Origin of the sequence: Kushneria konosiri, assembly GCF_002155145.1 — a bacterium.
Classification (GTDB): Bacteria; Pseudomonadota; Gammaproteobacteria; order Pseudomonadales; family Halomonadaceae; genus Kushneria; species Kushneria konosiri.
The window spans coordinates 467,503-487,959 of sequence record NZ_CP021323.1 but is presented as its reverse complement, the minus strand read 5'-3'; the positions used below and the strand labels follow the sequence as shown (position 1 = coordinate 487,959).

The following is a 20,457-nucleotide window of genomic DNA, read 5'->3' as shown; positions in this document are numbered from 1 at the left end:
ATGTCGATGCGTCAAATGTCACGTTTGCGTCTGTCACAGCTGATCGGGGCCGGGATGCTGGCCGCTGGCGTCATGGCTCTGGCCACACCGGTACAGGCCGCTGATTACACGCTGAAATTCGGCCATCTGGCCAACGACCAGAACATCTGGAACAAGGCTGCCATGCACTTCAAGGAGGCGGTCGAGAAAAACTCCGACGGTCGTATCGAAGTACAGGTCTATCCCAACGAGCAGCTGGGTAACGAGATGGACATGATCAACTCCATCCAGCTGGGGACGGCCGACATGACCATTACCGGTGAAAGCCTCCAGAACTGGGCGCCCAAGGCCGCCATGATGGCCGTGCCCTATGCCTTTGAAGACAGCAAGCAGCTTGAAAAGGCCGTCGATGGCGATATCGGCAGCGAAATCGAGGCCCAGATCACCGAACGCACCGGGCTGGTCCCGCTGACCTGGTTTGAGCGCGGACCGCGCGAGCTGACCTCCAACCGCGAGATCAAGACCCCGGATGATCTGGATGGTCTGCGTCTGCGTGTGCCCAACGTTCCGCTGTTTGTCGATACCTGGCAGGCGCTGGGCGCACGGCCCACGCCCATGGCCTTCAGTGAAGTGTTTACCTCACTTCAGCAGGGCACCATCGATGCGCAGGAAAACCCGCTGTCTCTGATCGAAAGCGCGAGCCTCTCCGAGGTGCAGAAATACGTCAACATGACCGATCACGTCAGAAGCTGGATCTATGTGGTCATTGGCAAGCGCAAGCTCGACAGCATGCCGGATGATCTTCAAAAGGTGGTGCGTGACGCCGCCGGCGACATGCAAAGTTACGAGCGCGAGCTGTTCGCCCAGGATCAGAAGCGCTTGGAACAGGCCCTCAAGGACAAGGGCATGACCTTTGTCGAGGTCGACAAAAAAGCCTTCGCCGAGAAAGCCATGCCGGCCATCAAGAAAGCGCTCAATCCCGAGCAGACCGAGCTTCTCGAGCGCATCGAAAAGCTCTGAACCCCGCCAGTCACGGCTTGAATGATGACCTTGGTGCCCTTTTGGCAAACGCCAAAGGGGCACGGCAGCAGGGAGACATACCACGTGAGCGACACTGAAAAGCGAGCCAGCGATGCACTGGAGGCGCTTGATGTTCTGGGGCGCGTGCCGCGATTGGGCGGCGTGTTTGGTGCCCTGGTCAACCTGCTGGATCGGCTGCTGGCCACCATCGCCGGTCTGACACTGATCTCGATTGCCGGCGTGGTGATCGTGCAGATTCTCGGGCGTCTGATTCTGCCAGCAGCGCCGGTATGGACCGAGGAGCTGTCGCGCTATCTGTTTATCATGATGATTGCCGTCAGCGCGGGGCTGGTCATGCGCCGTGGCAAGCACATCAGTCTGGAACTCTTTCATCATCGCTTCGGCGTCAGGGGGGCGTGCTTTTATCAGCTGTTGATCAGCGTCGTGCTTGTCGGCTTTGCCTGGCTGATCCTGCCTTATGCCTGGCAGTACTCAAGCATCGGCGCCTTTCAGACGTCTCCGGCGCTCAAGGTATCGATGCAGTGGGTCTTCGGCGCCACCGTGGTGCTGTTTGGCATGGTCATTTTGTACGGCGTGATCGGGGCAATTGAAGCCGTGGCCGGACTTTTGGGCCTGTCTCGTCACGATAAAGCAGCGCCTGGCGGCGAGCGGAGGTAGCACCATGGAAGTGTTAATGCTGTTTGCCGTATTTTTTGTCCTGCTGTTTGCCGGTATTCCGATTGCCTTTGCACTTGGCATCTCCTCGGCGGCCTATCTCTTTACCGCCGGCATCCCGCTGACCATCGTGCCCCAGCGCATGTTTGCCGGCATGGACTCGTTCGTGCTGCTGTGTATTCCCGGTTTCATTCTGGCCGGCAACCTGATGAACGTGGGCAATATCACCGAGCACATTGTGCGCTTTTCCAACGCGGTGGTCGGTCACATTCGTGGGGGGCTGGGACTGGCCAACGTGGGCGGGTCGATGATCTTTGGCGGCATTTCCGGCACCGCCGTGGCCGATGCGGCAAGCGTGGGCGCGGTCATGATTCCGGGCATGGCGAAGTCCGGCTATGACAAGCCCTTCGCGGCGGCCGTCACGGCGGCGTCTTCAACGATTGGCCCGATCATTCCCCCCAGCGTGCCGATGATCATTGTGGGCTCGCTGTCCGGTATCTCGGTCGGGCGCATGTTCATGGCAGGCGTCGTCCCCGGCATTCTGTTGGCGCTGGGGATGATGATTACCGTCTATGTGCTGGCGGTTAAAAGGGGCTATCCCAAGGAAAAGCGTGCCACGCTCAAGGAGATCCTGATCGAGGGCAAGAGCGCGTTCTGGGCGCTGTTGATGACGTTTATCATCCTCTACGGCATCATCGGCGGCTTTTTCACGCCCACCGAGGCCTCGATCGTGGCCTGTCTCTATGCGCTGGTGGTGGGGCTATTCGTTTACAAGGGGCTGAACTGGCGCAACCTGCCCGGGCTTTTTGTCGATGCGGCTCTGACCTCGGCGGCCCTGATGATGCTGGTCGGGCTTGCCAATCTGTTTGGCTGGATTCTGACCAGCGAACGCATTCCACAGATGATTGCCGATGGCATCCTGGGCATCAGCGACAACCCGCTGGTGGTCATCTTGATCCTCAATCTGATCCTGCTGTTTGTCGGCACCTTCATGGAGACCATCGCAGCGCTGATCATCCTTTTCCCGGCACTGCTGGGCGTGGCGACCGGCGTCGGCGTTGATCCGGTGCACTTTGGCATCATGGCGGTCCTGAATCTGATGATCGGTCTGACCACACCGCCGGTAGGCATTTGTCTGTTTGTGGTATCGGGGATCGGCGAGATCCGCATGAGTCAGGTCGCGCGCGCCATCATCCCGTTTCTTTTGTGCAACCTGGCGGTACTGGTGCTGGTGATGTATATCCCGGCCATTTCGCTGTGGCTGCCCAATCTGGTGATGGGGCCGGCAGGGTAATGTGACGCCTGCTATCAAAAAGACGCCACGACCAAGGAGACAGTGATGGGCTCATCCGACCATCAGGACGCCATCGATGTCGTCCACATCGCATCAAACAACGCGCCCGAGCGCATCGGCATCGTGCATTTTGGGCTGGGTGCCTTTCATCGGGCGCATCAGGCCCGGGTGGTGGAGCAGTGCATCGCCCGTGGCGAGCAGGAGTGGGGCATCTGCAGCGTTAATCTCCGCAGTAATCGTGCGCTGGGGGAGACGCTTCGTGATCAGGGCTTTCGTTACCATCTGGCCGAATATACCGATCGCGCCCATGTCACCCTGCGCGAGGTTCGGGCCATCAGCGAGGCGCTGTTTACCGGTACGGACGCTCAGGGCCGCCAGGGGGAGGATCTACCGGCGCTGCTGGCCCGCCTGAGCGATCCGGATACCCGTATCGTGACCCTGACCGTCACCGAGAAGGGCTATTACCTGAGCCCCGGTGAAGGCACGCTGTTGATCGATAATCCGGCCATTGCTGCCGACATCGCCCACCATGATGCGCCCCGGACGGCACCGGGGATTCTGGTCGAGGCGCTCGCCCGGCGCCGCCAGGCCGGCCTTGCGCCCTTTACGGTGCTCTCCTGTGACAACATGCCGGACAACGGCGAGCGCACCCGGCGCGCCGTGGTGGCGCTGGCCAGACGGCGTGATGTAGCGCTTGCCGAGTGGATCGAGTCGCAGGTGGCCTTTCCCTCCAGCATGGTGGATCGCATCGTGCCGGCGATGGATGAAGACGCCTTCGGTCGTTTGCAGCGGTTTGGCTGTGAGGATCCGGCTGCGGTGGTCAGCGAGGCCTTTCTGCAGTGGGTGATCGAGGATCATTTCCCGCAGGGGCGTCCCGACTGGTCTCACGCCGGGGTCGAAATGGTCGAGGACGTTGCGCCCTTTGAGACCATGAAGCTTCGCATGCTCAACGGCGCGCATTCACTGCTGGCCTACACCGGCCCGCTGATGGGGCTGGAAACGGTGGCTGAGGCGGTCACCGACCCGTTGATGCAAAAGCTCCTGCGCCGCTACATGCTCGAAGAAGCGGCGCCGACCCTGTCGATGCCGGAAAGTGTCTCGCTGGAAGATTATGCCCGCGACCTCATGGCGCGCTTTGGCAACGACAGTCTGCGCCACCGGCTGCATCAGATCGCCATGGACGGCTCTCAGAAACTGCCCCAGCGCTGGCTGCGTGGTGGCGAGGCGCGCCTGGCCGCCAGCGATGACGAGCAGGCGCTCAAGGCCACCGTATTCGGCGTGGCGGCCTGGATTCGTTACACCCGCGGCGTGGACGAGCAGGGCCGGGCCTATCCGGTCAGCGACCCGATGGCGGATCAATTGGCGCAGTGCCATGCCCATGAAAAAAGCGTTGATCGAGCGGCGGCCGTCATGGGCATCGAGGCGATCTTTTCACCATCGCTGGTCAGTGCGCCGCGTTTTGGAGAGCAGGTACAAAAGGCGCTTTCATCCATCGAACAGCTCGGTATGCGCGCCGCCCTCGAGCAGCATCTGGCAACCATCTAACAGACCTTCAGGATTCGGGACAGGAGAGAGGCATGGAACATACCTGGCGCTGGTTCGGCCCCAATGACCCGGTGACGCTACCCGAGATCCGTCAGGCTGGTGCCACCGGTATTGTCACGGCCCTGCACGGACACGCGCCGGATGCGCCCTGGTCGGTCGAGGAAATCGCCGAGCGAAAGGCGCTGATCGAGGCGGCAGGACTGTCCTGGTCGGTGGTGGAAAGTGTGCCGGTGCCGGAGACGATCAAGCAGGCGCTGGACCTCGAAGCCCGCGACCGCGCCATCAAGGTATTCTGCAAAACGCTTGAACATCTGGCCGCCTGCGGCATCGACACGGTGTGCTACAACTTCATGCCGATTCTGGACTGGACGCGCACCGAGCTTGAATGGCCCACCGCCACCGGCGGGCGCGCCCTGCGCTTTGATCAGACCGCCTTTGCCGCCTTTGAGCTGTTCATTCTTGAACGCCCGGGGGCGCAGGCGCTTTATAGCGAGGCCGAGATCGAGGCGGCGCGCCAATGCTTTGAGGGCATGGATGACACCGAGCGCGCACGGCTGGTCGATACCCTGATTGCCGGGCTACCGGGGGCAGACCAGCACTACACGCTGTCGCAGTTTCTCGAGCATTTAAAGGCCTATGAGGCCATCGATGAAAACCGGCTGCGGGACAACTATCGTCATTTCCTGCAGCAGGTCGTGCCGGTAGCCGAGCGGCTGGGGATACGCCTGGCGGTGCATCCGGATGACCCGCCGCGCCCGCTGCTGGGGCTGCCACGGATTGTCTCGACCGCCGAGGATGCCCGCTGGGTGCTGGAGCAGGTGCGAAGTCCGGCCAACGGCCTGACCTTTTGCACCGGCTCCTATGGGGTGCGTGAAGATAACGACCTTGTGGCCATGGCGCGCGAGTTTGCCCCGCACATTCACTTCATTCATCTGCGCGCCACACGGCGTGATGCCCACGACCCTTCAAGCTTTATCGAGGCGGAGCATCTGGACGGCGATGTCGACATGGTTGGGGTGATACGCGAGCTGGTGAGCGAGGAGCGCCGCCGCGCCGAAAACGGTGGCGCCCGACTGCCGATGCGGCCCGACCACGGCCACCAGCTCTGTGACGACAGGGCACGACAGACCAACCCCGGCTATCCGCTGATCGGACGGCTCAAGGGACTGGCCGAGCTGCGCGGAGTGGAGCGTGCCGTGAAGGCGCTGATCTAGCCGATGCTACTGCCGGATCGTACCGGCGCAGGGCTTGTCAGGATGAGAGGGCACGCGCTGCCCGGCGCCATAGGGCTCTTGGCGCTCTGGCGACACGTCGCAGGTGTCGGGTGCGATGGCGGCGCAGCGCCTTTGTCGGCAGGCGGTATTCCATGCCTTCCTCGATGGTATAGCGGCACGGGTTACAGAGTCCGCAGGGCGCCTGATCGATCGGGCTATAGCAGAACCAGGACTTCTCCAGTGCCTCGATAAAACCGTAGCGTTCGGCCTCGGCTTTCATCTGCGTCTTGGAAATCTCCAGCAGCGGGAAGTCGAAAAAGCGGAAAATGGCCTCATCGGTATCGACGCGTTCATCGAAGGTCCAGCTGCCTTCTTCGGTAGCGACCACTCGGCCCTTCAAAAAGTGATAGGCCTTGTCATCGACGTGGACGCTCAGCTCCAGATGATGAAGGTCTTCGCTTTTGGCATAGCGGGCCAGCCAGTCATACTGACTGCCCAGATGGGCCTGCTGCGTTAGCCGGTGATACGCCGCGCTCAGCTCATGATCCTCCACAATTTCGGTGACCGGCGTGATCCGCAGCGGCTCGATTCGGGCGGCGGCTTCCGGATCGATACTGTTCAGCGCCGCGCGTACCTCTGAAATGGCCTGCAGTTCGCGCAGACTGGAGCCGCGTCCCAGGTCGACGATGTAATGTGGGACAACCGTCCTTTGATCGACCATCGCCGCCGAAAGCACCCGATAGGTTGAATCCCAGCCGCCTGTCCACAGTACATCTATCCGCGGTTGCATAAGCTTTCCATAATTCAGGTTTAATGGAGTGGGACGGACGCTAGCGCATTTGGTGCTCTGCTGATTAGGCCGATTCGCGCGTCTCAGGCGTGCAAGGCCGCTGCGCTTCGATCCGGTCGTGTCTGCACAATGCCCAGACCGCGGGCATTCGTTCAGGCGGGCGGACGATAGCGGGTGTATCCTGCTAATCAATGATGTCTGATGCAGCGCGTCTGCCGGGGGATTTTATGACTCCTTCATCCCGCATACTGATGTTTCTTTCACTGTCGCTGGTCGCATTGCCTGCCTGGGCGGCGACACCGCTGGCCGTCGAGGACGGGGTTTTAATCGTGTTGCTGGGTCTTTTGCTGATCGGCATTGAGGCCGTGACCCCAACCTTTGGTGTCGTGGGCCTTCTTGGGCTTCTGGTCTTTGTTATCGGGGCGTCGATGATGGTCAACGCAGGCCTTTTGCCCGGAGGCGACAGCGTGCTGGGAATGGCCATGGTCATCGCGGCGGCCCTGCTGCTGGGGGGCTTTTTGCTATGGGTCGTGATGCGCTTTTTGCGCTTTCGACATATCACGCCGATGGGCGGGCGCGAGGAGGTCATCGGCGCCGTGGCCGAAGCTACTCGTCAGTTCACCGAACACCATCAGGGTGACTATCACGGCTATGCCCGAGTGAAGGGCGAGCGGTGGCAGGCGCGCAGCACTACCCCCGTGGCAGAAGGAGAGCGTCGCCGCGTCAGCGACGTGCATGGCCTTGTGCTGGTCCTCGAGCACGAGGCGCCGGCCACCACAAACGATGCAACATCCACGCATGAATAAGCCTATCAGGCCCTGTCAGGGAGACGTCGCATGCTCACCTATCTGATTCCCATTGTTGTTGTTGTTTTCATTCTTGCCGCCTCGGTGAAGGTGCTGCCGGAATACAAGCGCGGGGTGGTGTTCTTTCTGGGACGCTTTCAGGGCGTCAAGGGGCCCGGGCTCTTCTTCATTATTCCCGTGATTCAGAAAATGGAGATTGTGGATCTACGTACGGTGACGCTGGATGTGCCGGGGCAGGACGTCATCTCGCGCGACAATGTCACGGTGCGGGTCAACGCGGTCGTCTATTTCAAGGTGGTTGATCCCGAGCGTGCCATTATCCAGATCGAAAACTACGGCATGGCCACCAGTCAGATCGCCCAGACCACGCTGCGTTCGGTACTGGGCAAGCACGATCTCGACGAGATGCTTTCCGAGCGGGATCGTCTTAATGATGATATTCAGACCATTCTCGATCAGCAGACGGAAGCCTGGGGGATCAAGGTCTCCAACGTCGAGATCAAACAGGTCGACATCAGCGAGGATATGGTGCGCGCCATCGCACGACAGGCCGAGGCAGAACGCGAGCGTCGGGCCAAGATCATCGCGGCAGAAGGGGAGATGCAGGCTTCCGAAAAGCTGGTGGAAGCCGCCGAGATCATGTCCAAAAACCCGGCCGCCCTGCAGCTTCGCTATCTGCAGACCATGAGCGACATGAGCAACAAGAATGCCTCGACCATCGTGTTTCCACTGCCGCTGGAGATCACCAAAATCTTTGAGCAGATGCGTCATCACTCGGGCTCATGATCGTCTGTGTCAAATCTGAAATCAGGCCGCAGGAATGTCCGGTTTAACCTATGCTGTGAAACGTCGTTTCAAGGATTATCCAGGGAGAGTGTCACGTGCTAAAGAAGACCGCATTGAGTGCTGCCGTGCTGGCAGGGATGCTGAACATCGCACCGGCCATGGCGGATCAGCAGACGCCTGAAACCGACAACATCAACGATGTTCCGGCCGGCAATTACACCATTGATCCGCTGCATTCCAAGATCACCTGGGGTGTGGATCATTACGGCTTTTCACACTATGAAGGCCAGTTCGTGGATCTGTCCGGCTCACTCAGACTCGGTGAGGATCCGGCCGACAGCAACCTGAAAATCGAGATACCGCTGAACAGGGTGCTGACCGGCAGTGATTTGAGCGAGCACCTTCAGGGCGAGAAATTCTTTAATAGCAGCAAGCATCCTACGGCGACCTTTACCTCCACAAACATCGAGCTTGACGGCGATGATGAGGCCACCATCATCGGTGATCTTTCCCTCAACGGTCAGACCCATCCGGTCGAGATCGAGGCCGAGTTCAATCGAGGGGGCGTTTACGCCTTCGACAAGAAATACCATATCGGTTTCAACGGCGAAGCCACCATCAAGCGCAGCGACTTTGCCATCAATTACCTGATGCCGGAAGGTGATCAGCAGGGCATCAGTGACGAGGTCAAGCTGCAGATCGAGGCGGAATTCGTCCCCGAATAAGACCGGCTACTTTCCTGCCATCGGGAATATGACGTCCGTGACGTCTGATCCTTTGGGCCGCGAACCCTGCAGTTCGCGGCCCTTTTTGTGACATTGGGGGCGTGATGCAAGGTCCGGATGTCCAGCCGCCGTCATCTTCTTGAAGACAAATGCCTGCAGCATAACATGCCCATTGCGGGATGCATGATGACGCTTCGGCTGTTAAACTGCGCCGCAATCAACGACCTTCTTGATGAGTTGCAGCAATGATCTCGATGCCTGTCACGACCCCCTGGCGTTCCACGCCGCCCTGAGCCTTTCAGGGATCTCCGCTCACCCGAGCGGTGCGCTCGCACGAGTGCTTTTGTCGTGACGTCTCCGGCGTCAAACCCCCGTATGTCGTTTTAAATGAAATGATGGTGTCGCTAGAGGCTCGTCCGTTACCCGTGGCCGGCCTGTCATGTCCTGATTCAAAAGGGAGCATGGTATCGATGCAGTCACTGATCGTTTTTCGGCGCAAGTCGCCAGACATGTTCATGGTATGTAGACAACCATCGTGACATGACAGGTCATCCGTTTTTTCGCCCGGCGCGCGATGTTTGAGCGCCGGCAGCACTCGCTTGCCCCATGGGGGCATCATGAATTTTTAACCGTGAAAGGGAAGAGTGAGCATGAGAGGCTCAATAAAACAAAACTGGTTGTCCAATATACGTCCTGATGTGTTGTCGGGGCTGGTGGTGGCGCTGGCGCTGATCCCCGAGGCGATCGCCTTTTCGATCATCGCAGGCGTTGACCCTCAGGTCGGGCTGTATGCGTCCTTTTCGATGGCGGTGGTGATCTCGATTACCGGTGGCCGGCCGGCGATGATTTCGGCGGCCACCGGTGCCATGGCACTTTTGATGGTGACCCTGGTGCGGGATCACGGCCTTGAATATCTGCTGGCGGCGACCATCCTGACCGGACTTTTGCAGATCCTCTGGGGCTATCTGAAACTGGCCAATCTGATGCGCTTTGTCTCCCGCTCGGTGGTGGTCGGCTTCGTCAACGCGCTCGCCATTTTGATCTTCATGGCGCAGCTGCCAGAGATTACGGGCGCCAATGCCACGCTGACGGTCTATGCCATCATGCTGGGGGGCCTGGGCATCATTTATCTTTTTCCGTATGTGCCGAAAATGGGCAAGGTTATCCCCTCGCCGATGGTCTGTATTGTGCTGATGACGGCCGTGGCGATGATCTTTGGTCTTGATGTGCGCACCGTGGGCGACATGGGCAATCTGCCGGACAGCCTGCCGGTCTTTCTGATTCCTGATATTCCGCTCAACCTCGACACGCTCATGATCATCTTCCCCTATGCCCTGACCCTGTCGATGGTCGGGCTTCTGGAGTCGATGATGACCGCCACGATTGTCGATGATCTGACCGATACGTCCAGCGACAAGAATCGTGAATGCCGAGGCCAGGGGATTGCCAATGTGGCGACCGGTTTTCTGGGTGGCATGGCCGGCTGTGCCATGATCGGCCAGACCGTCATCAACGTAAAATCCGGCGGCCGGACAAGGCTTTCGACCATGACAGCCGGTGTGGGGCTTTTGATTCTGGTGGTCTTTCTGGGCCCCTGGGTGGCGCAGATTCCGATGGCCGCGCTGGTGGCGGTCATGATCATGGTTTCGATCGGTACCTTTGACTGGGGGTCGATTCGTGATCTGCCCAAAAAGCCGCTGACCACCAACATCGTCATGCTGGCGACAGTGGCCGTGACCGTGGCCACCCATAATCTGGCCATGGGCGTGCTGGTCGGTGTGCTGCTGGCGGCCCTTTTCTTTGCCAACAAGATCGGTCGCATTCTGCAGGTCGACAGCGTGATGACCGAACAGGAAGGCTCTCGGCAACGTGATTATCACGTGCGCGGTCAGGTCTTTTTCGCCTCGACGACCCGCTTTGCCGATGCCTTTGACGTCAAGGAAGGGGTTGATCGGGTCTGCATCAACGTGACGCACGCCCATTTCTGGGACGTCACGGCGGTGGAAGTACTGGACCGAATCGTCATGAAATTTCGTCGAGAAGGCACCGATGTCGAGGTGATCGGGCTCAATGAAGCCAGTCAGACCATGGTCGACCGCTTCGGGGTACACGACAAGACCGATGGCATTATAGAACCGGGCGGTCACTGAGCATCATCACGTTCCCGGGCGGCGGCATGGTCGCCCGGTATGAGCCACACTCGAACAAAGACTCGCGTTTCGGGAGATTTCCATGAGCAGAACCATCATTGCCTGCTTCGATGATCAGGCGCGCGCCGACAGCGCCATCGGTGACTATGCGGCCTGGGCGGCTCGCCGGATCGAGGCACCGCTGTGTCTTTTGCATGTGCTGGAGCATCGCGCCATGACGCATGAGGACTATTCCGGCCAGATCGGGCTGGGCACCCGCGAGCGAATGCTGGAAGAGCGCACCGAAGAGGAGGGGCGGGCCGCCCGTCAGGCGCGTGAAGAGGGCAAGCGCATGCTCGAGGCGCTCAAGGCGCGCCTTGCAGATGACACGTTGATGCTGGATGTGCAGCAGCGCCACGGCGTGCTGGCTGAGAGCCTGCGTGAACAGTGCCAGAGCGATGATCTACTGGTGCTGGGACGGTGTGGCCATCAGCACGATCATGGGGGCGAAGACACCTCACTGGGCGCGCATCTGGAAGATCTGGCGCAGCATCTGGAAGTGCCCATGCTGATTGCCCCGACCCGCTTTCAGGTGCCGGTCCGGGCCATGGTCGCCTTTGATGGCAGCGAGCGTGGGCTTGAGCAGCTTTCGCGACTGGTCAGATGGGGCTGGCTTGAAGGGCTCGAAACGCATGTGGTGCATGTCGGCGAGCCTGCTGACAGGGCGCCGGCCGAGCGTGGTGCCGAACTGCTGAGGGCGGCCGGTATCGACGCGCAGCCCGTTACTCTGGAGGGGGATGCCGGGCGCAAGCTGCCGGCCTATGCTCATGAACATGGCGTTGATTTTGTCGCCATGGGCGCTTACGGACACAGTTCGCTGCGGCGCTTTTTGATGGGCAGTACGACCCACAAGCTGCTGGAGGCCATGCCGGGTGCCATTCTTTTGATGCGTTGATTAACTCCTTGAATGCCAGCAAAAAGGGGCGCCCGGTCGGGCGCCCCTTTTTTGATCGTCTTTACGAGAGGCGTTACTGCCCCAGAGTGACCATGTCGCCCTTGAAGGCCACCTCGGTCACCACGTTGCCGGCACGGCACTCATAACGCTGACTGTCCGGGTTGGCGCGCTGTTCGTAGTAACTGGTGATGTTGACGATGGCGTTGGCGCCGACCTGACGGGCGCGTTCCTGCAGTGCCAGAAGCGACTGAAGTGCCGCCAGACGACAGGATTCATCATCGGTACGCAGGGCTGCGCGTACCTTGTTGGAGCTATAAAAGCCGCCGCGACGTGTCTGAATGGCCGGATGCTGCTGGTCGGCAAAATAGAGCCGGATCGAGGGGTCGAGCTTTTCCTGCGCCTCGGGCTGCGTCATGACCTCGGACAGCGGCTGCATCAGAAAGGTGTTGCGTGCCTGTGCAGGGCCTGCCGTGGCCAGCATGATCAGGGCGCCCGTCATGGCGGCAGCCAGTGAGACTTTAAAGGGCAGGTGGAAGGTCATCGAACGTCCTCCGGGAGGTATCAAAAAGGCAGGGTGCACAATGTAGCCTTTCACACACGTTTGCGAAAGGCCACTGCGCGGGACTCAGTCTGAAAACGGTTTTTGAAAGGCCTGAAAACAGTGCTGGTTTCGCGGCAGGGCCACAATCCGGTGCGCATCAAGTCCCGGCACCCTGACGGGCTCAAGGCCGGCAAATGCCGGAATATCTTCGGGGCTGACCCGGTTATAAGGGGGGTGGTTATTCCAGCCCAACAGCAGTAATCCACCGGGACGCAGGCAGTCGATGCAGGCGGTAAAGGCCTGTTCGACATCGGCCGGCTCGTTCAGCCCCCAGCCCAGCACACCGTTGCACAGTACGGCGTCGAGCCCTTCGTCAGGGATATGATCGCCAAGTGTGGTCAGGTTGCCCACGATATGGCTGTCGCCGCCAAAGGGTCGCTTGGCGGCGTCCAGGTCGATGGTGGTGACCTCCGTATCCCCAAGCAGCGCCGGATAGTGGTGGGTATACCAGCCGCAACCCACCATCAGCACTCGTCTAATGCTGTCATCGCCGGCGATGGCCGGCAGAATGTGGTTTTCGAACATGATGCGATCACGGTAGGGATAACGCAGTCGGACACCGTGATGATCCAGCGTGCGAAGGGTCGTGGCCGTCCAGCCATACAATGCTGCCTTGAACGTCATGTGTCGCCTCTCATTGTTATCGTATTGTGCTACGAAACATGGGAGAAGGGCGCCCTGCCTGAGGCTGGCCTGAAAAGGCGCGATCAGAACAGTCCACCGTTGACGGCAATGACCTGGCGAGTCACGTAGCTGCTGTCATCCGAACATAAAAAGCTGATGACGCCGGCTACCTCCTCGGCGTCCCCCATGCGCTGCATCGGGACGATTTTTTTGATGTCCACATCGATGTCATCGGTCATGTCGGTATTGACCCAGCCCGGCGCAATACAGTTCACCGTGATCCTTCTTTTGGCCAGCTCAAGCGCCAGGGACTTGCTGGCGGCAATCAGGCCGCCCTTGGCCGCGCCATAGTTGACCTGGCCGCGATTGCCGATCACGCCGGCGGCGGAGGAGAGTACCACGATGCGCCCGGGCTTTCGGCGCTGAATCATGGGCATCACCAGCGGCCTGAGGACATTGTAAAACCCGCCCAGATCCACGTTGAGCACGCTGTCCCACTGTTCATCGGACATGCCGGGAAAGGGCGCATCCTGATGAAAGCCGGCGTTGAGTATTACGCCATGGTAGGCCCCGTGCTCGGCGATATCGGCCTCAAGAGATGCGCGCGCTTCATCGCGGTCTCCGACATCGAACGACAGCAGGCGCGCCTGGCGTCCCATGGCCGTAATCTCATCGACAACGGCGCGAGCCTGGGCCTCGCTGTGGCGGTAGTGCACGACGATATCAAAGCCGTCACGCGCCAGGCGCAGGGCGGCTGCCCGGCCGATGCCCCGACTGGCGCCCGTAATCAGGATGGTCTGTGGCATGTCATCTTCCGATAGCGTTGGAAAGTATGTTCGTAGGCGGTGAAGGAAAAGCGATCAGGCGTCGGTCGGAGTCTGTAAAACGCTCAGCGTCGCTTTGGCCAGCCAGTCGTTTTCGCAGGTATTACCGGCTCGGTAGAGCACCCCTTCAAAGGTCCCCAGGCCACTGTCGGCGACGGTATCCACACTGACCCTGACCTCCAGAGGCTGATCAAGGGCCAGGTGATCAATATTGGCCTCGAACCGACGGGCGCCCAGCAGCATGCCCTGTCTGGGCGTGCCGCCCTCACGGGGCTGCAGGGTTGACCAGGCCGCCGAGGCCTGGGCCATCCACTCCAGTGCCACCTGTACCGGAATCCCCCTTTCATCGGCAAACAGGCTGTTGGATGAGGAGATGACCGCCGCCACGATGTGGCGCTCATCGGCATTCACGACGTGATCGAGCAAACACATCGGCCCCTGGTGTGGCACCAGTGAGGCCATGGGCGGCCAGTCAGATCCTGAGCCGGATTCAGCCATCGTGACGCTCCAGCACCAGAGCGGCATTGTTGCCACCAAAGGCAAAGGCGTTGGAAAGCGCCACGCGCGGTTGTCCGGTTGTCTCGGCATTTACCAGCGCCAGTGGCATCAGTGACGGATCAAGGGGCTGATCATGGACATGACGCGGCAGAAAGCCGTGTTCCAGCGCCAGCCAGCAAAAGGCGGCTTCAAGCGCCCCTGCCGCGCCCAGCGTATGGCCGGTCAGCGCCTTGGTCGAACTCGCCGGCGGCTGGCGGCTGCCAAAGACGTCATGAAGGGCCAGCGCTTCCATCGCATCGTTATGCGGAGTCGCCGTGCCGTGCAGATTGAGATAGTCAATCTCCTCCGGCGTGCGGCCGGCCATGTCGAGCGCCTGGCGGATGGCCTTGATGGCGCCATGTCCATCCGGCGCCGGTGCCGAAATGTGATGGGCATCCGAACTTTCTCCGTAGCCGGTCAGCTGAACGCCGCCAGGCTCCCGGGTCACGATAAAGAGCGCCGCCGCCTCACCGATGTTGATGCCGCATCGATCTGCCGTGAAAGGCTGACACGGTGCATCGCTGATTGCCCCCAGTGCGTCAAAGCCATGCACGGTCAGATGACACAGGGTGTCGGCACCACCGGCAATCACGGCGTCCGCCTGACCGGAGAGCAGCAGGCGTCTTGCCGCGCTCAGCGCACGGGCGCCGGAACTGCAGGCCGTGGAGAGGGTCCAGGCCGGCCCCGAGAGCCCAAGGTGTGCGCGAATGAAGTGAGCCGGCGCGCCAAGCTCCTGATGGGCATAGCGATAGCGTTCGTCAAAGTCATTGCCGGGCCCGGTGCGGGCAATGGCCGCCTCGGTTTCCGATATGCCCGAGGTACTGGTGCCCATGACCACTGCGATACGATCCGGCGCGTGGCGCTTGAGCGCCTCATCCAGCTGCGGTCCAAGCGCCTTCAGCGCCGTGGCAATGAGGCGGTTGTTGCGGCTGGCATGCTCGGCCGGCCAGCCCTCGGAGGAGACCAGCGGCATCGTGACATCACCGAGTGCCAGCACGCGTCCGGGCGTATAGCGGTCGCTGTCGGTGAGCCCGCGCTGTCCCGTGGCCAGCGCCGTCACAATGGTCTCGTGATCTCCGCCAAGGCTGCAGATCACGGCCGGTGAGGAGAGTCGGCAGTCGACACGCGTCATGGCATCCCTCCGGCGTCTTGAGCGTCACCGAAGGGCGTGATGACCATGCGATAGCCAATCTGAAAGTCGGTCAACACGTCATGGGCCTGATCGACGGGGTGGTCAATGGTATCGATGCGAGCCATGAGCGTGTCGCCGTCAAGGATCTTGCGAACCCGACCGTGTTCAAAGCGCTGATCCTGCACTCGCCAGGCACTGTCCTTGAAGGCTGCCGTCAGCTCGGATTCAGGTCGCAGGCTCCATTCCAGACGCTGGGCGAACCATTTGGCCGGGAAGGGGGGCTCATCCATGATCGATTGGGTGTAGCGCGCGCCCTGCTCGTCACGCACCAGCGTGAACAGTCTTTGACCGGTGGGGGTGGCGATGACCACGCGCATTCCTTCCTCGGAGAGGCGAATGACCGACAAAAGCGTCTGCTCGGGGCGTGAGGCATCAAAGGGCGTGATGGCCAGCTTGCGCTTGAGCGTTTGCGTCTCACCCTGCCAGCCGGGCGCCGATTGAGGGGCCATGGCGGGCGCACTACAGCCGGCCAGCAGAGTCAGCATCAACAGGAGCGCGGCGCTCCAGAGGCGTCGGGGCAGAAAAGTGGGGGTCATGCGGCGTGTCCACACAGTTGGGCCAGCGTGTCGAGATGTTGACGCGGCTGGTTGACGAAGGGGTTGTCGTCATCCCAGGCGTAGCCTGCCAGCACGGCGCTGATCATGCGCCGCAGGTAGGCCGGCGGCTCGGGATGAAAGATGATGGCCGGCAGTCGGCCGTCGTACCAGGCGTCCACAAAGGCGCGAAAGGTGTCGATGCCGTGGCGCAGCGGGCGTTCGAACTCTTCCTGCCAGTCCACGACCCGGCCCTCCAGCTGTGCCCTGACCAGCGGCACGGCCAGACAGGCCGAGCGCACGGCGATAGTGACGCCTGAAGAAAAAATGGGGTCGAGGAACTCGCCGGCGTTGCCCAGAATGGCATACCCCGGACCGGTGAGCGTGGTGACATTGCGACTGTAACCGCCAAGTGCTGCCACATCGCGATGAGGCGTGGCGGGATCAAGCCAGTCGCCCAGTTCATTAAAGGCATTGAAGCACGCCTGAAAGCGCTGGGAGACGTCGGTCGCCGAAGTCGTCAGTTGTGAAAGCTCTTCAGATGCGCCCACAAAACCGGTCGAGGCCCGGCCGTTGGCAAAGGGAATCACCCAGTACCAGACATTGGCCTTCGGATGCAGCCCGATCTGAATCTTGGTGCGGTCAAAACCGTGCTCGCGACAGGCCTCGGGCGTCAGCGATAGATGGGTGAACAAGGCCTGACGCGGTGTGAGATGCGTCTCTTCCAGGGTGTTCTCAAGCCGTCCCAGCACCTGGGCCAGACCGCTGGCATCGAGCACAAAGCGGGCTCTGAGCCGCCAGTAGTGATCCTGCTCATTGCAAATGGTCAGTACCGGAACCCCGGTTTGACGGTCAAAAGCCGTGACCCGCTGACCAAAATGCACCTCGGCACCGCGCTCACAGGCAGCCTCGATCAGACGCTGATCGAAGTCGGCCCGCTCGACCTGCCAGGCCTGCCCGGTCCCCTCGCTCGACTTGTCCTGAAAATCGATGTCGACCCTCGCATCGCCTCGAACAAAACGGGCGCCATTTTTCATCTGATAGCCGGCATCCGAGACCACATCGGCCAGCCCTGCCGTTTCAAGGTCCATCAGACACTGCGGCAACAGACTTTCGCCGATGGAAAAACGGGGGAAGTGCGCCGCCTCGATCACGACGACGCGATGGCCGGCCTCGGCCAGCATGGCGGCTGCCACGGCGCCGGCAGGACCTGCCCCGATGATGGCCACCTCGGTGTCATGCAGCGGCATTTCGGTCTCGACAGGGCGGCACGGGAAAGTGGTCATGGCGTTATCCATGGTCATGTTCATGGTCGAAGGTCGTTGTCTGATTCCCGGACAGGGGAGGCTGCACCAGTGCTGCGAGCAGCCAGACACTGGCAAGGCCGATCAGCGTGGTCATGCCGATATGATGCAGCGCCGGCGTGGCACTAAAGGCCAGCAGACCAAAGGCCAGAAGGCTTGAGACGATCGATAGCGTAATCGCAAGCCAGGCATGATGCGCTCTGGGATGTTCCTGCATGAAGATGCCGGCGTCCAGTCCGATCCCCAGCACCAGCAGCAGCGCCAGCTGATGGAACAGATTGAGCGGCACGCCCAGCAGGGCATAGAGCGTCAACACGGTCAGGATGGCGCCGCCGGCCGGGGCGATGACGCGCCAGGTGCGCCAGCGGTAGCGCAATGCAAGCATCAGGGTCAGCACCACAAGGGAACCGGCGACCCACTGTGCAATCTGGCGGCGCAGCTTGCCCAATACGTTGCTGATCTGCTCGACCCGGTCGACCAGTTCGATGTGTTCATCGCCGCGTGCCAGACTCTCCAGCCGCTGACGCGCACTCCTGTCGAGACCGCCATTGAGCGTGATCATGCCGGCGACCTGACCCTTGTCGATATCGCCCAGCCACAGGCGCTGATCACTCTCGCCCAGTGGGCTTGCAAGCCATCGATCCAGCGTCAGCGGCGGCGACTGTTCAAGCATGGCCATGGCGCGCTCATAAAGTGCCGGCGGCAGCCCTGCCGAGGTGTAGACGTGATCAAGCTGCTGCTGGTAGAGCATGCGGCTGCGTTCAAGGTTGGCACTCTGGCGCGACCCGGATGGGACATGGTCGGCCAGGCTGGCATGACCGCCCAGATGACCTTCCTCTACTAGCTCATCCAGCATCGGATCAAGCGATTCCACCCGGCCGAGAAAGCCTTCACTGTCGTGGGCCGTGATCAGCAGATAGACCGTGCCGGTATCCCGTCCGAGCTCGCGCTGAATCAGCGCTTCATCGCCGAGAAGCTGCTGTGACGAGGTATTGAGCAAGCGCAGACTGTCATCGCCCTGCAGGCGAACGCCGGCAATGGTCACGGCGATCACGGCCAGTATCAGTGCCAGGCGCGGGCCGAGCCGACCGCGAAGTCGTTCGAGCACCTGCCAGAGCCGCCCCGCCAGTTTTTGAGTGCCAGGCGTGGTGCGCACGCGCGTCATGGGCAGCCATAGCACTACCGTCAGCCAGGCACCGATCAGACCACAGCCGGCAAACACCGCCATCTGGCGAAGCCCGGGCATGGGCGTAAAGGCCTGGACCACGTAGGCCATGACGCTGGTGACCAGTCCGAGTGCCAGCCCGGGCAACATGGTACGCAGTCGAAATGTTCGGCCGGCCAGTACGCGGGCGCACTGAAGATGCAGGGCGTAATCGATGGCCACACCGATCAGGCTGCTGCCAAAGGCGATGGTCAGCAGGTGAATGCCCTGAAACCACCACAGCGTGATCGCCAGTGCAAACACCCCGCCGGTCGCCAGCGGCAGCAGCAGGGTGGCAATCGTGATCGGGGAACGAAACACCACCAGCAAAATGAGCAGGACGCCGATCAGCGAGCCCAGCCCGATGGTGCCGATTTCACTTCTGGCCTGATGAGCGCCATCGGCTGCGTGAAAGACCATGCCGGAGCGCCATAGATGCACCCCAGGATGTGCCTTTTGAAACCCTGTGATGGCATCGGTGAGACGATCCTGCAGCCCTGTATCCCAGGCGTTGCCTGCAAGCGTTCCGGTCATGACGACAAGGTCGCGGTCATCGACTCTGAGCGTGACCAGATCGCCTCGTGTATCAAAGCGGGCCGAGAGCTGGCTGTCGAGCCAGCGGTTAAGCAATCCGAAGGGATCACGCACCGGGTGCTGGTCGATCCCGGTCGGCATGACCAGCGAGGCGAGCGCCTGACGACGCAGGTCGTCGGTGTCGCCGCTGTCGATGGTTGCACGCAGATCATCGCTGAGCAGCCGATAGCGCGACGGCCCCAGCACTTCCAGCAAACTGTCGAGCTGATAGTCACCCGGGCGATAGCGAAGTTCGCTGACAACGCCTGCCGCCTCAAGATCCCTTGCCAGCCGGGTTGCCGCCTCGCCGGGTTGTTCGGCATCGAGCAGCAGCACAAAGCGGTGCGTAAAGGGCGCGCTGAGCTGATCGTTGGCGCGGTCTACTCCGGGAGACTGGTGGGTCTCGGGCAGCAGCGCCGTGATGCGGGTATCAAGACTCGCCCCGCGCAGCAGCTGCCAGATACTGAAGATCAGACAGGTCGTCAGCACCAGTCCCCATAACAGTGCCGGTAGTCGCAGCCGACGCATTACGATGAAGGCGCCTGTTGCGCATCGGTTTCAGAAGTGCCGGGGCTCTCTTCCGGCGGTAGCAGGTGAATGTCGAGGCGATCGCCGTCGGCCATGGCCATGTCGATCTGCTCAAGGCGCGCATCACCGTGCATGTCAATGGTATGGAGATAGTTCGCCAGACCCTGCTGTCTTGGTACCAGCGTGGCGTGCCAGTTCGCCTGATCGCCTTCAAGGGTGATGTCAAAGCGGTCTGCCAGCGCCGAGAACTGGCCATTGAGCAGTTGCATGATCAGCGTCGCCACGCCGGCCGGATCATCGTTGATGTGTTCACCGTTACGCTCGATGCCTGAACCTGAAAGCTCCATGGTCTCTTCTACCGGTGACTCCAGTGACCAGATCACGCGATCGCTTTGTTCAAAGCGGTAGTGACCATGACCATCGATCCGGGTATCCAGGTCGGCCAGGTAACGGGTCTGCTCGAAACGCCCGGAGACGTCGCCCTGAGTGGCCAGATGGTCTGCCAGGGTCTCAAGGCTCATGGCACTGGCCGGCAGAGCGACCATCCACAGTGGAAGGGTAACAGCGAGAAGACTCAGCGATCGTAAACGCGTGCGACAAGACATGTAACTCAAGCTCC

General features: G+C 61.0%; 20 protein-coding genes. 10 read left to right on the top strand and 10 right to left on the bottom strand.

Going from position 1 to position 20,457, the window contains the following annotated elements; genetic code table 11:
- Positions 1–54 precede the first annotated feature (54 nt).
- The 5 genes from B9G99_RS02300 (at position 55) to uxuA (ending at position 5,727) form a co-directional block, all read left to right on the top strand.
- The gene (locus B9G99_RS02300) at positions 55–999 is read left to right on the top strand and encodes a TRAP transporter substrate-binding protein (RefSeq protein WP_418268962.1); all 945 of its coding nucleotides are present in this window, start codon (positions 55–57) and stop codon (positions 997–999) included.
- A gap of 84 nt (positions 1,000–1,083) precedes the next feature.
- Complete coding sequence (locus B9G99_RS02295) at positions 1,084–1,677, top strand: TRAP transporter small permease (RefSeq protein ID WP_227875891.1); 594 nt, start codon at positions 1,084–1,086, stop codon at positions 1,675–1,677.
- Between the two features lie 4 nt (positions 1,678–1,681).
- A complete protein-coding gene (locus B9G99_RS02290) occupies positions 1,682–2,968 on the top strand; it encodes a TRAP transporter large permease (RefSeq protein ID WP_086620570.1) in 1,287 nt (428 codons plus the stop codon).
- A 45-nt stretch (positions 2,969–3,013) separates the two neighbouring features.
- The gene (locus B9G99_RS02285; RefSeq protein WP_086620569.1) at positions 3,014–4,513 is read left to right on the top strand and encodes a mannitol dehydrogenase family protein; all 1,500 of its coding nucleotides are present in this window, start codon (positions 3,014–3,016) and stop codon (positions 4,511–4,513) included.
- Positions 4,514–4,545: 32 nt separating this feature from the next.
- Positions 4,546–5,727 (top strand): mannonate dehydratase, encoded by a 1,182-nt coding sequence (gene uxuA, locus B9G99_RS02280; RefSeq protein ID WP_086620568.1) that lies wholly within the window; start codon positions 4,546–4,548, stop codon positions 5,725–5,727.
- 37 nt (positions 5,728–5,764) lie between these two features.
- On the opposite strand, the gene B9G99_RS02275 is transcribed toward uxuA, so the two are convergent.
- The gene (locus B9G99_RS02275; protein WP_086620567.1) at positions 5,765–6,517 is read right to left on the bottom strand and encodes a 7-cyano-7-deazaguanine synthase; all 753 of its coding nucleotides are present in this window, start codon (positions 6,515–6,517) and stop codon (positions 5,765–5,767) included.
- Positions 6,518–6,744: 227 nt separating this feature from the next.
- Here B9G99_RS02275 and B9G99_RS02270 point away from each other — a divergent pair, with 227 nt between their 5' ends.
- The 5 genes from B9G99_RS02270 (at position 6,745) to B9G99_RS02250 (ending at position 11,918) form a co-directional block, all read left to right on the top strand.
- A complete protein-coding gene (locus B9G99_RS02270) occupies positions 6,745–7,323 on the top strand; it encodes an NfeD family protein (RefSeq protein WP_158521423.1) in 579 nt (192 codons plus the stop codon).
- Positions 7,324–7,353: 30 nt separating this feature from the next.
- Positions 7,354–8,109 carry a slipin family protein gene (locus tag B9G99_RS02265; protein ID WP_086620565.1) on the top strand — a complete coding sequence of 252 codons (756 nt, stop codon included), beginning with the start codon at positions 7,354–7,356 and terminating at the stop codon, positions 8,107–8,109.
- A 95-nt stretch (positions 8,110–8,204) separates the two neighbouring features.
- A complete protein-coding gene (locus B9G99_RS02260) occupies positions 8,205–8,834 on the top strand; it encodes a YceI family protein (RefSeq protein ID WP_227875890.1) in 630 nt (209 codons plus the stop codon).
- Positions 8,835–9,484: 650 nt separating this feature from the next.
- A complete protein-coding gene (locus B9G99_RS02255; RefSeq protein WP_086620564.1) occupies positions 9,485–10,984 on the top strand; it encodes a SulP family inorganic anion transporter in 1,500 nt (499 codons plus the stop codon).
- Between the two features lie 82 nt (positions 10,985–11,066).
- Positions 11,067–11,918: a universal stress protein gene (locus tag B9G99_RS02250; protein WP_086620563.1), complete on the top strand. Its 852-nt coding sequence runs from the start codon at positions 11,067–11,069 to the stop codon at positions 11,916–11,918.
- 73 nt (positions 11,919–11,991) lie between these two features.
- Here the strand turns inward: B9G99_RS02250 and B9G99_RS02245 are convergent, their stop codons facing one another.
- The 9 genes from B9G99_RS02245 to B9G99_RS02205 all read right to left on the bottom strand — a co-directional run bounded on the left by B9G99_RS02245 (position 11,992) and on the right by B9G99_RS02205 (position 20,443).
- Complete coding sequence (locus B9G99_RS02245; RefSeq protein ID WP_086620562.1) at positions 11,992–12,459, bottom strand: hypothetical protein; 468 nt, start codon at positions 12,457–12,459, stop codon at positions 11,992–11,994.
- An 84-nt stretch (positions 12,460–12,543) separates the two neighbouring features.
- Positions 12,544–13,143: a class I SAM-dependent methyltransferase gene (locus B9G99_RS02240; protein ID WP_086620561.1), complete on the bottom strand. Its 600-nt coding sequence runs from the start codon at positions 13,141–13,143 to the stop codon at positions 12,544–12,546.
- A gap of 83 nt (positions 13,144–13,226) precedes the next feature.
- Positions 13,227–13,949: a 3-oxoacyl-ACP reductase FabG gene (gene fabG / locus B9G99_RS02235; RefSeq protein ID WP_086620560.1), complete on the bottom strand. Its 723-nt coding sequence runs from the start codon at positions 13,947–13,949 to the stop codon at positions 13,227–13,229.
- Between the two features lie 54 nt (positions 13,950–14,003).
- Complete coding sequence (locus B9G99_RS02230) at positions 14,004–14,465, bottom strand: hotdog family protein (protein ID WP_086620559.1); 462 nt, start codon at positions 14,463–14,465, stop codon at positions 14,004–14,006.
- Positions 14,458–15,636 carry a beta-ketoacyl-ACP synthase gene (locus B9G99_RS02225; protein ID WP_086620558.1) on the bottom strand — a complete coding sequence of 393 codons (1,179 nt, stop codon included), beginning with the start codon at positions 15,634–15,636 and terminating at the stop codon, positions 14,458–14,460. Before B9G99_RS02225 ends, B9G99_RS02230 begins: the two co-directional genes overlap by 8 nt.
- A complete protein-coding gene (locus B9G99_RS02220) occupies positions 15,633–16,232 on the bottom strand; it encodes a DUF3261 domain-containing protein (protein WP_086620557.1) in 600 nt (199 codons plus the stop codon). The genes B9G99_RS02225 and B9G99_RS02220 overlap by 4 nt, the downstream gene beginning before the upstream one ends.
- The gene (locus B9G99_RS02215) at positions 16,229–17,539 is read right to left on the bottom strand and encodes an NAD(P)/FAD-dependent oxidoreductase (protein ID WP_227875889.1); all 1,311 of its coding nucleotides are present in this window, start codon (positions 17,537–17,539) and stop codon (positions 16,229–16,231) included. The genes B9G99_RS02220 and B9G99_RS02215 overlap by 4 nt, the downstream gene beginning before the upstream one ends.
- Positions 17,520–19,838 (bottom strand): MMPL family transporter, encoded by a 2,319-nt coding sequence (locus B9G99_RS02210; RefSeq protein ID WP_086620556.1) that lies wholly within the window; start codon positions 19,836–19,838, stop codon positions 17,520–17,522. Before B9G99_RS02210 ends, B9G99_RS02215 begins: the two co-directional genes overlap by 20 nt.
- Positions 19,838–20,443, bottom strand: coding sequence for a LolA family protein (locus tag B9G99_RS02205; protein WP_086620555.1), 606 nt, complete (start codon positions 20,441–20,443; stop codon positions 19,838–19,840). The genes B9G99_RS02210 and B9G99_RS02205 overlap by 1 nt, the downstream gene beginning before the upstream one ends.
- Positions 20,444–20,457 lie beyond the last annotated feature (14 nt).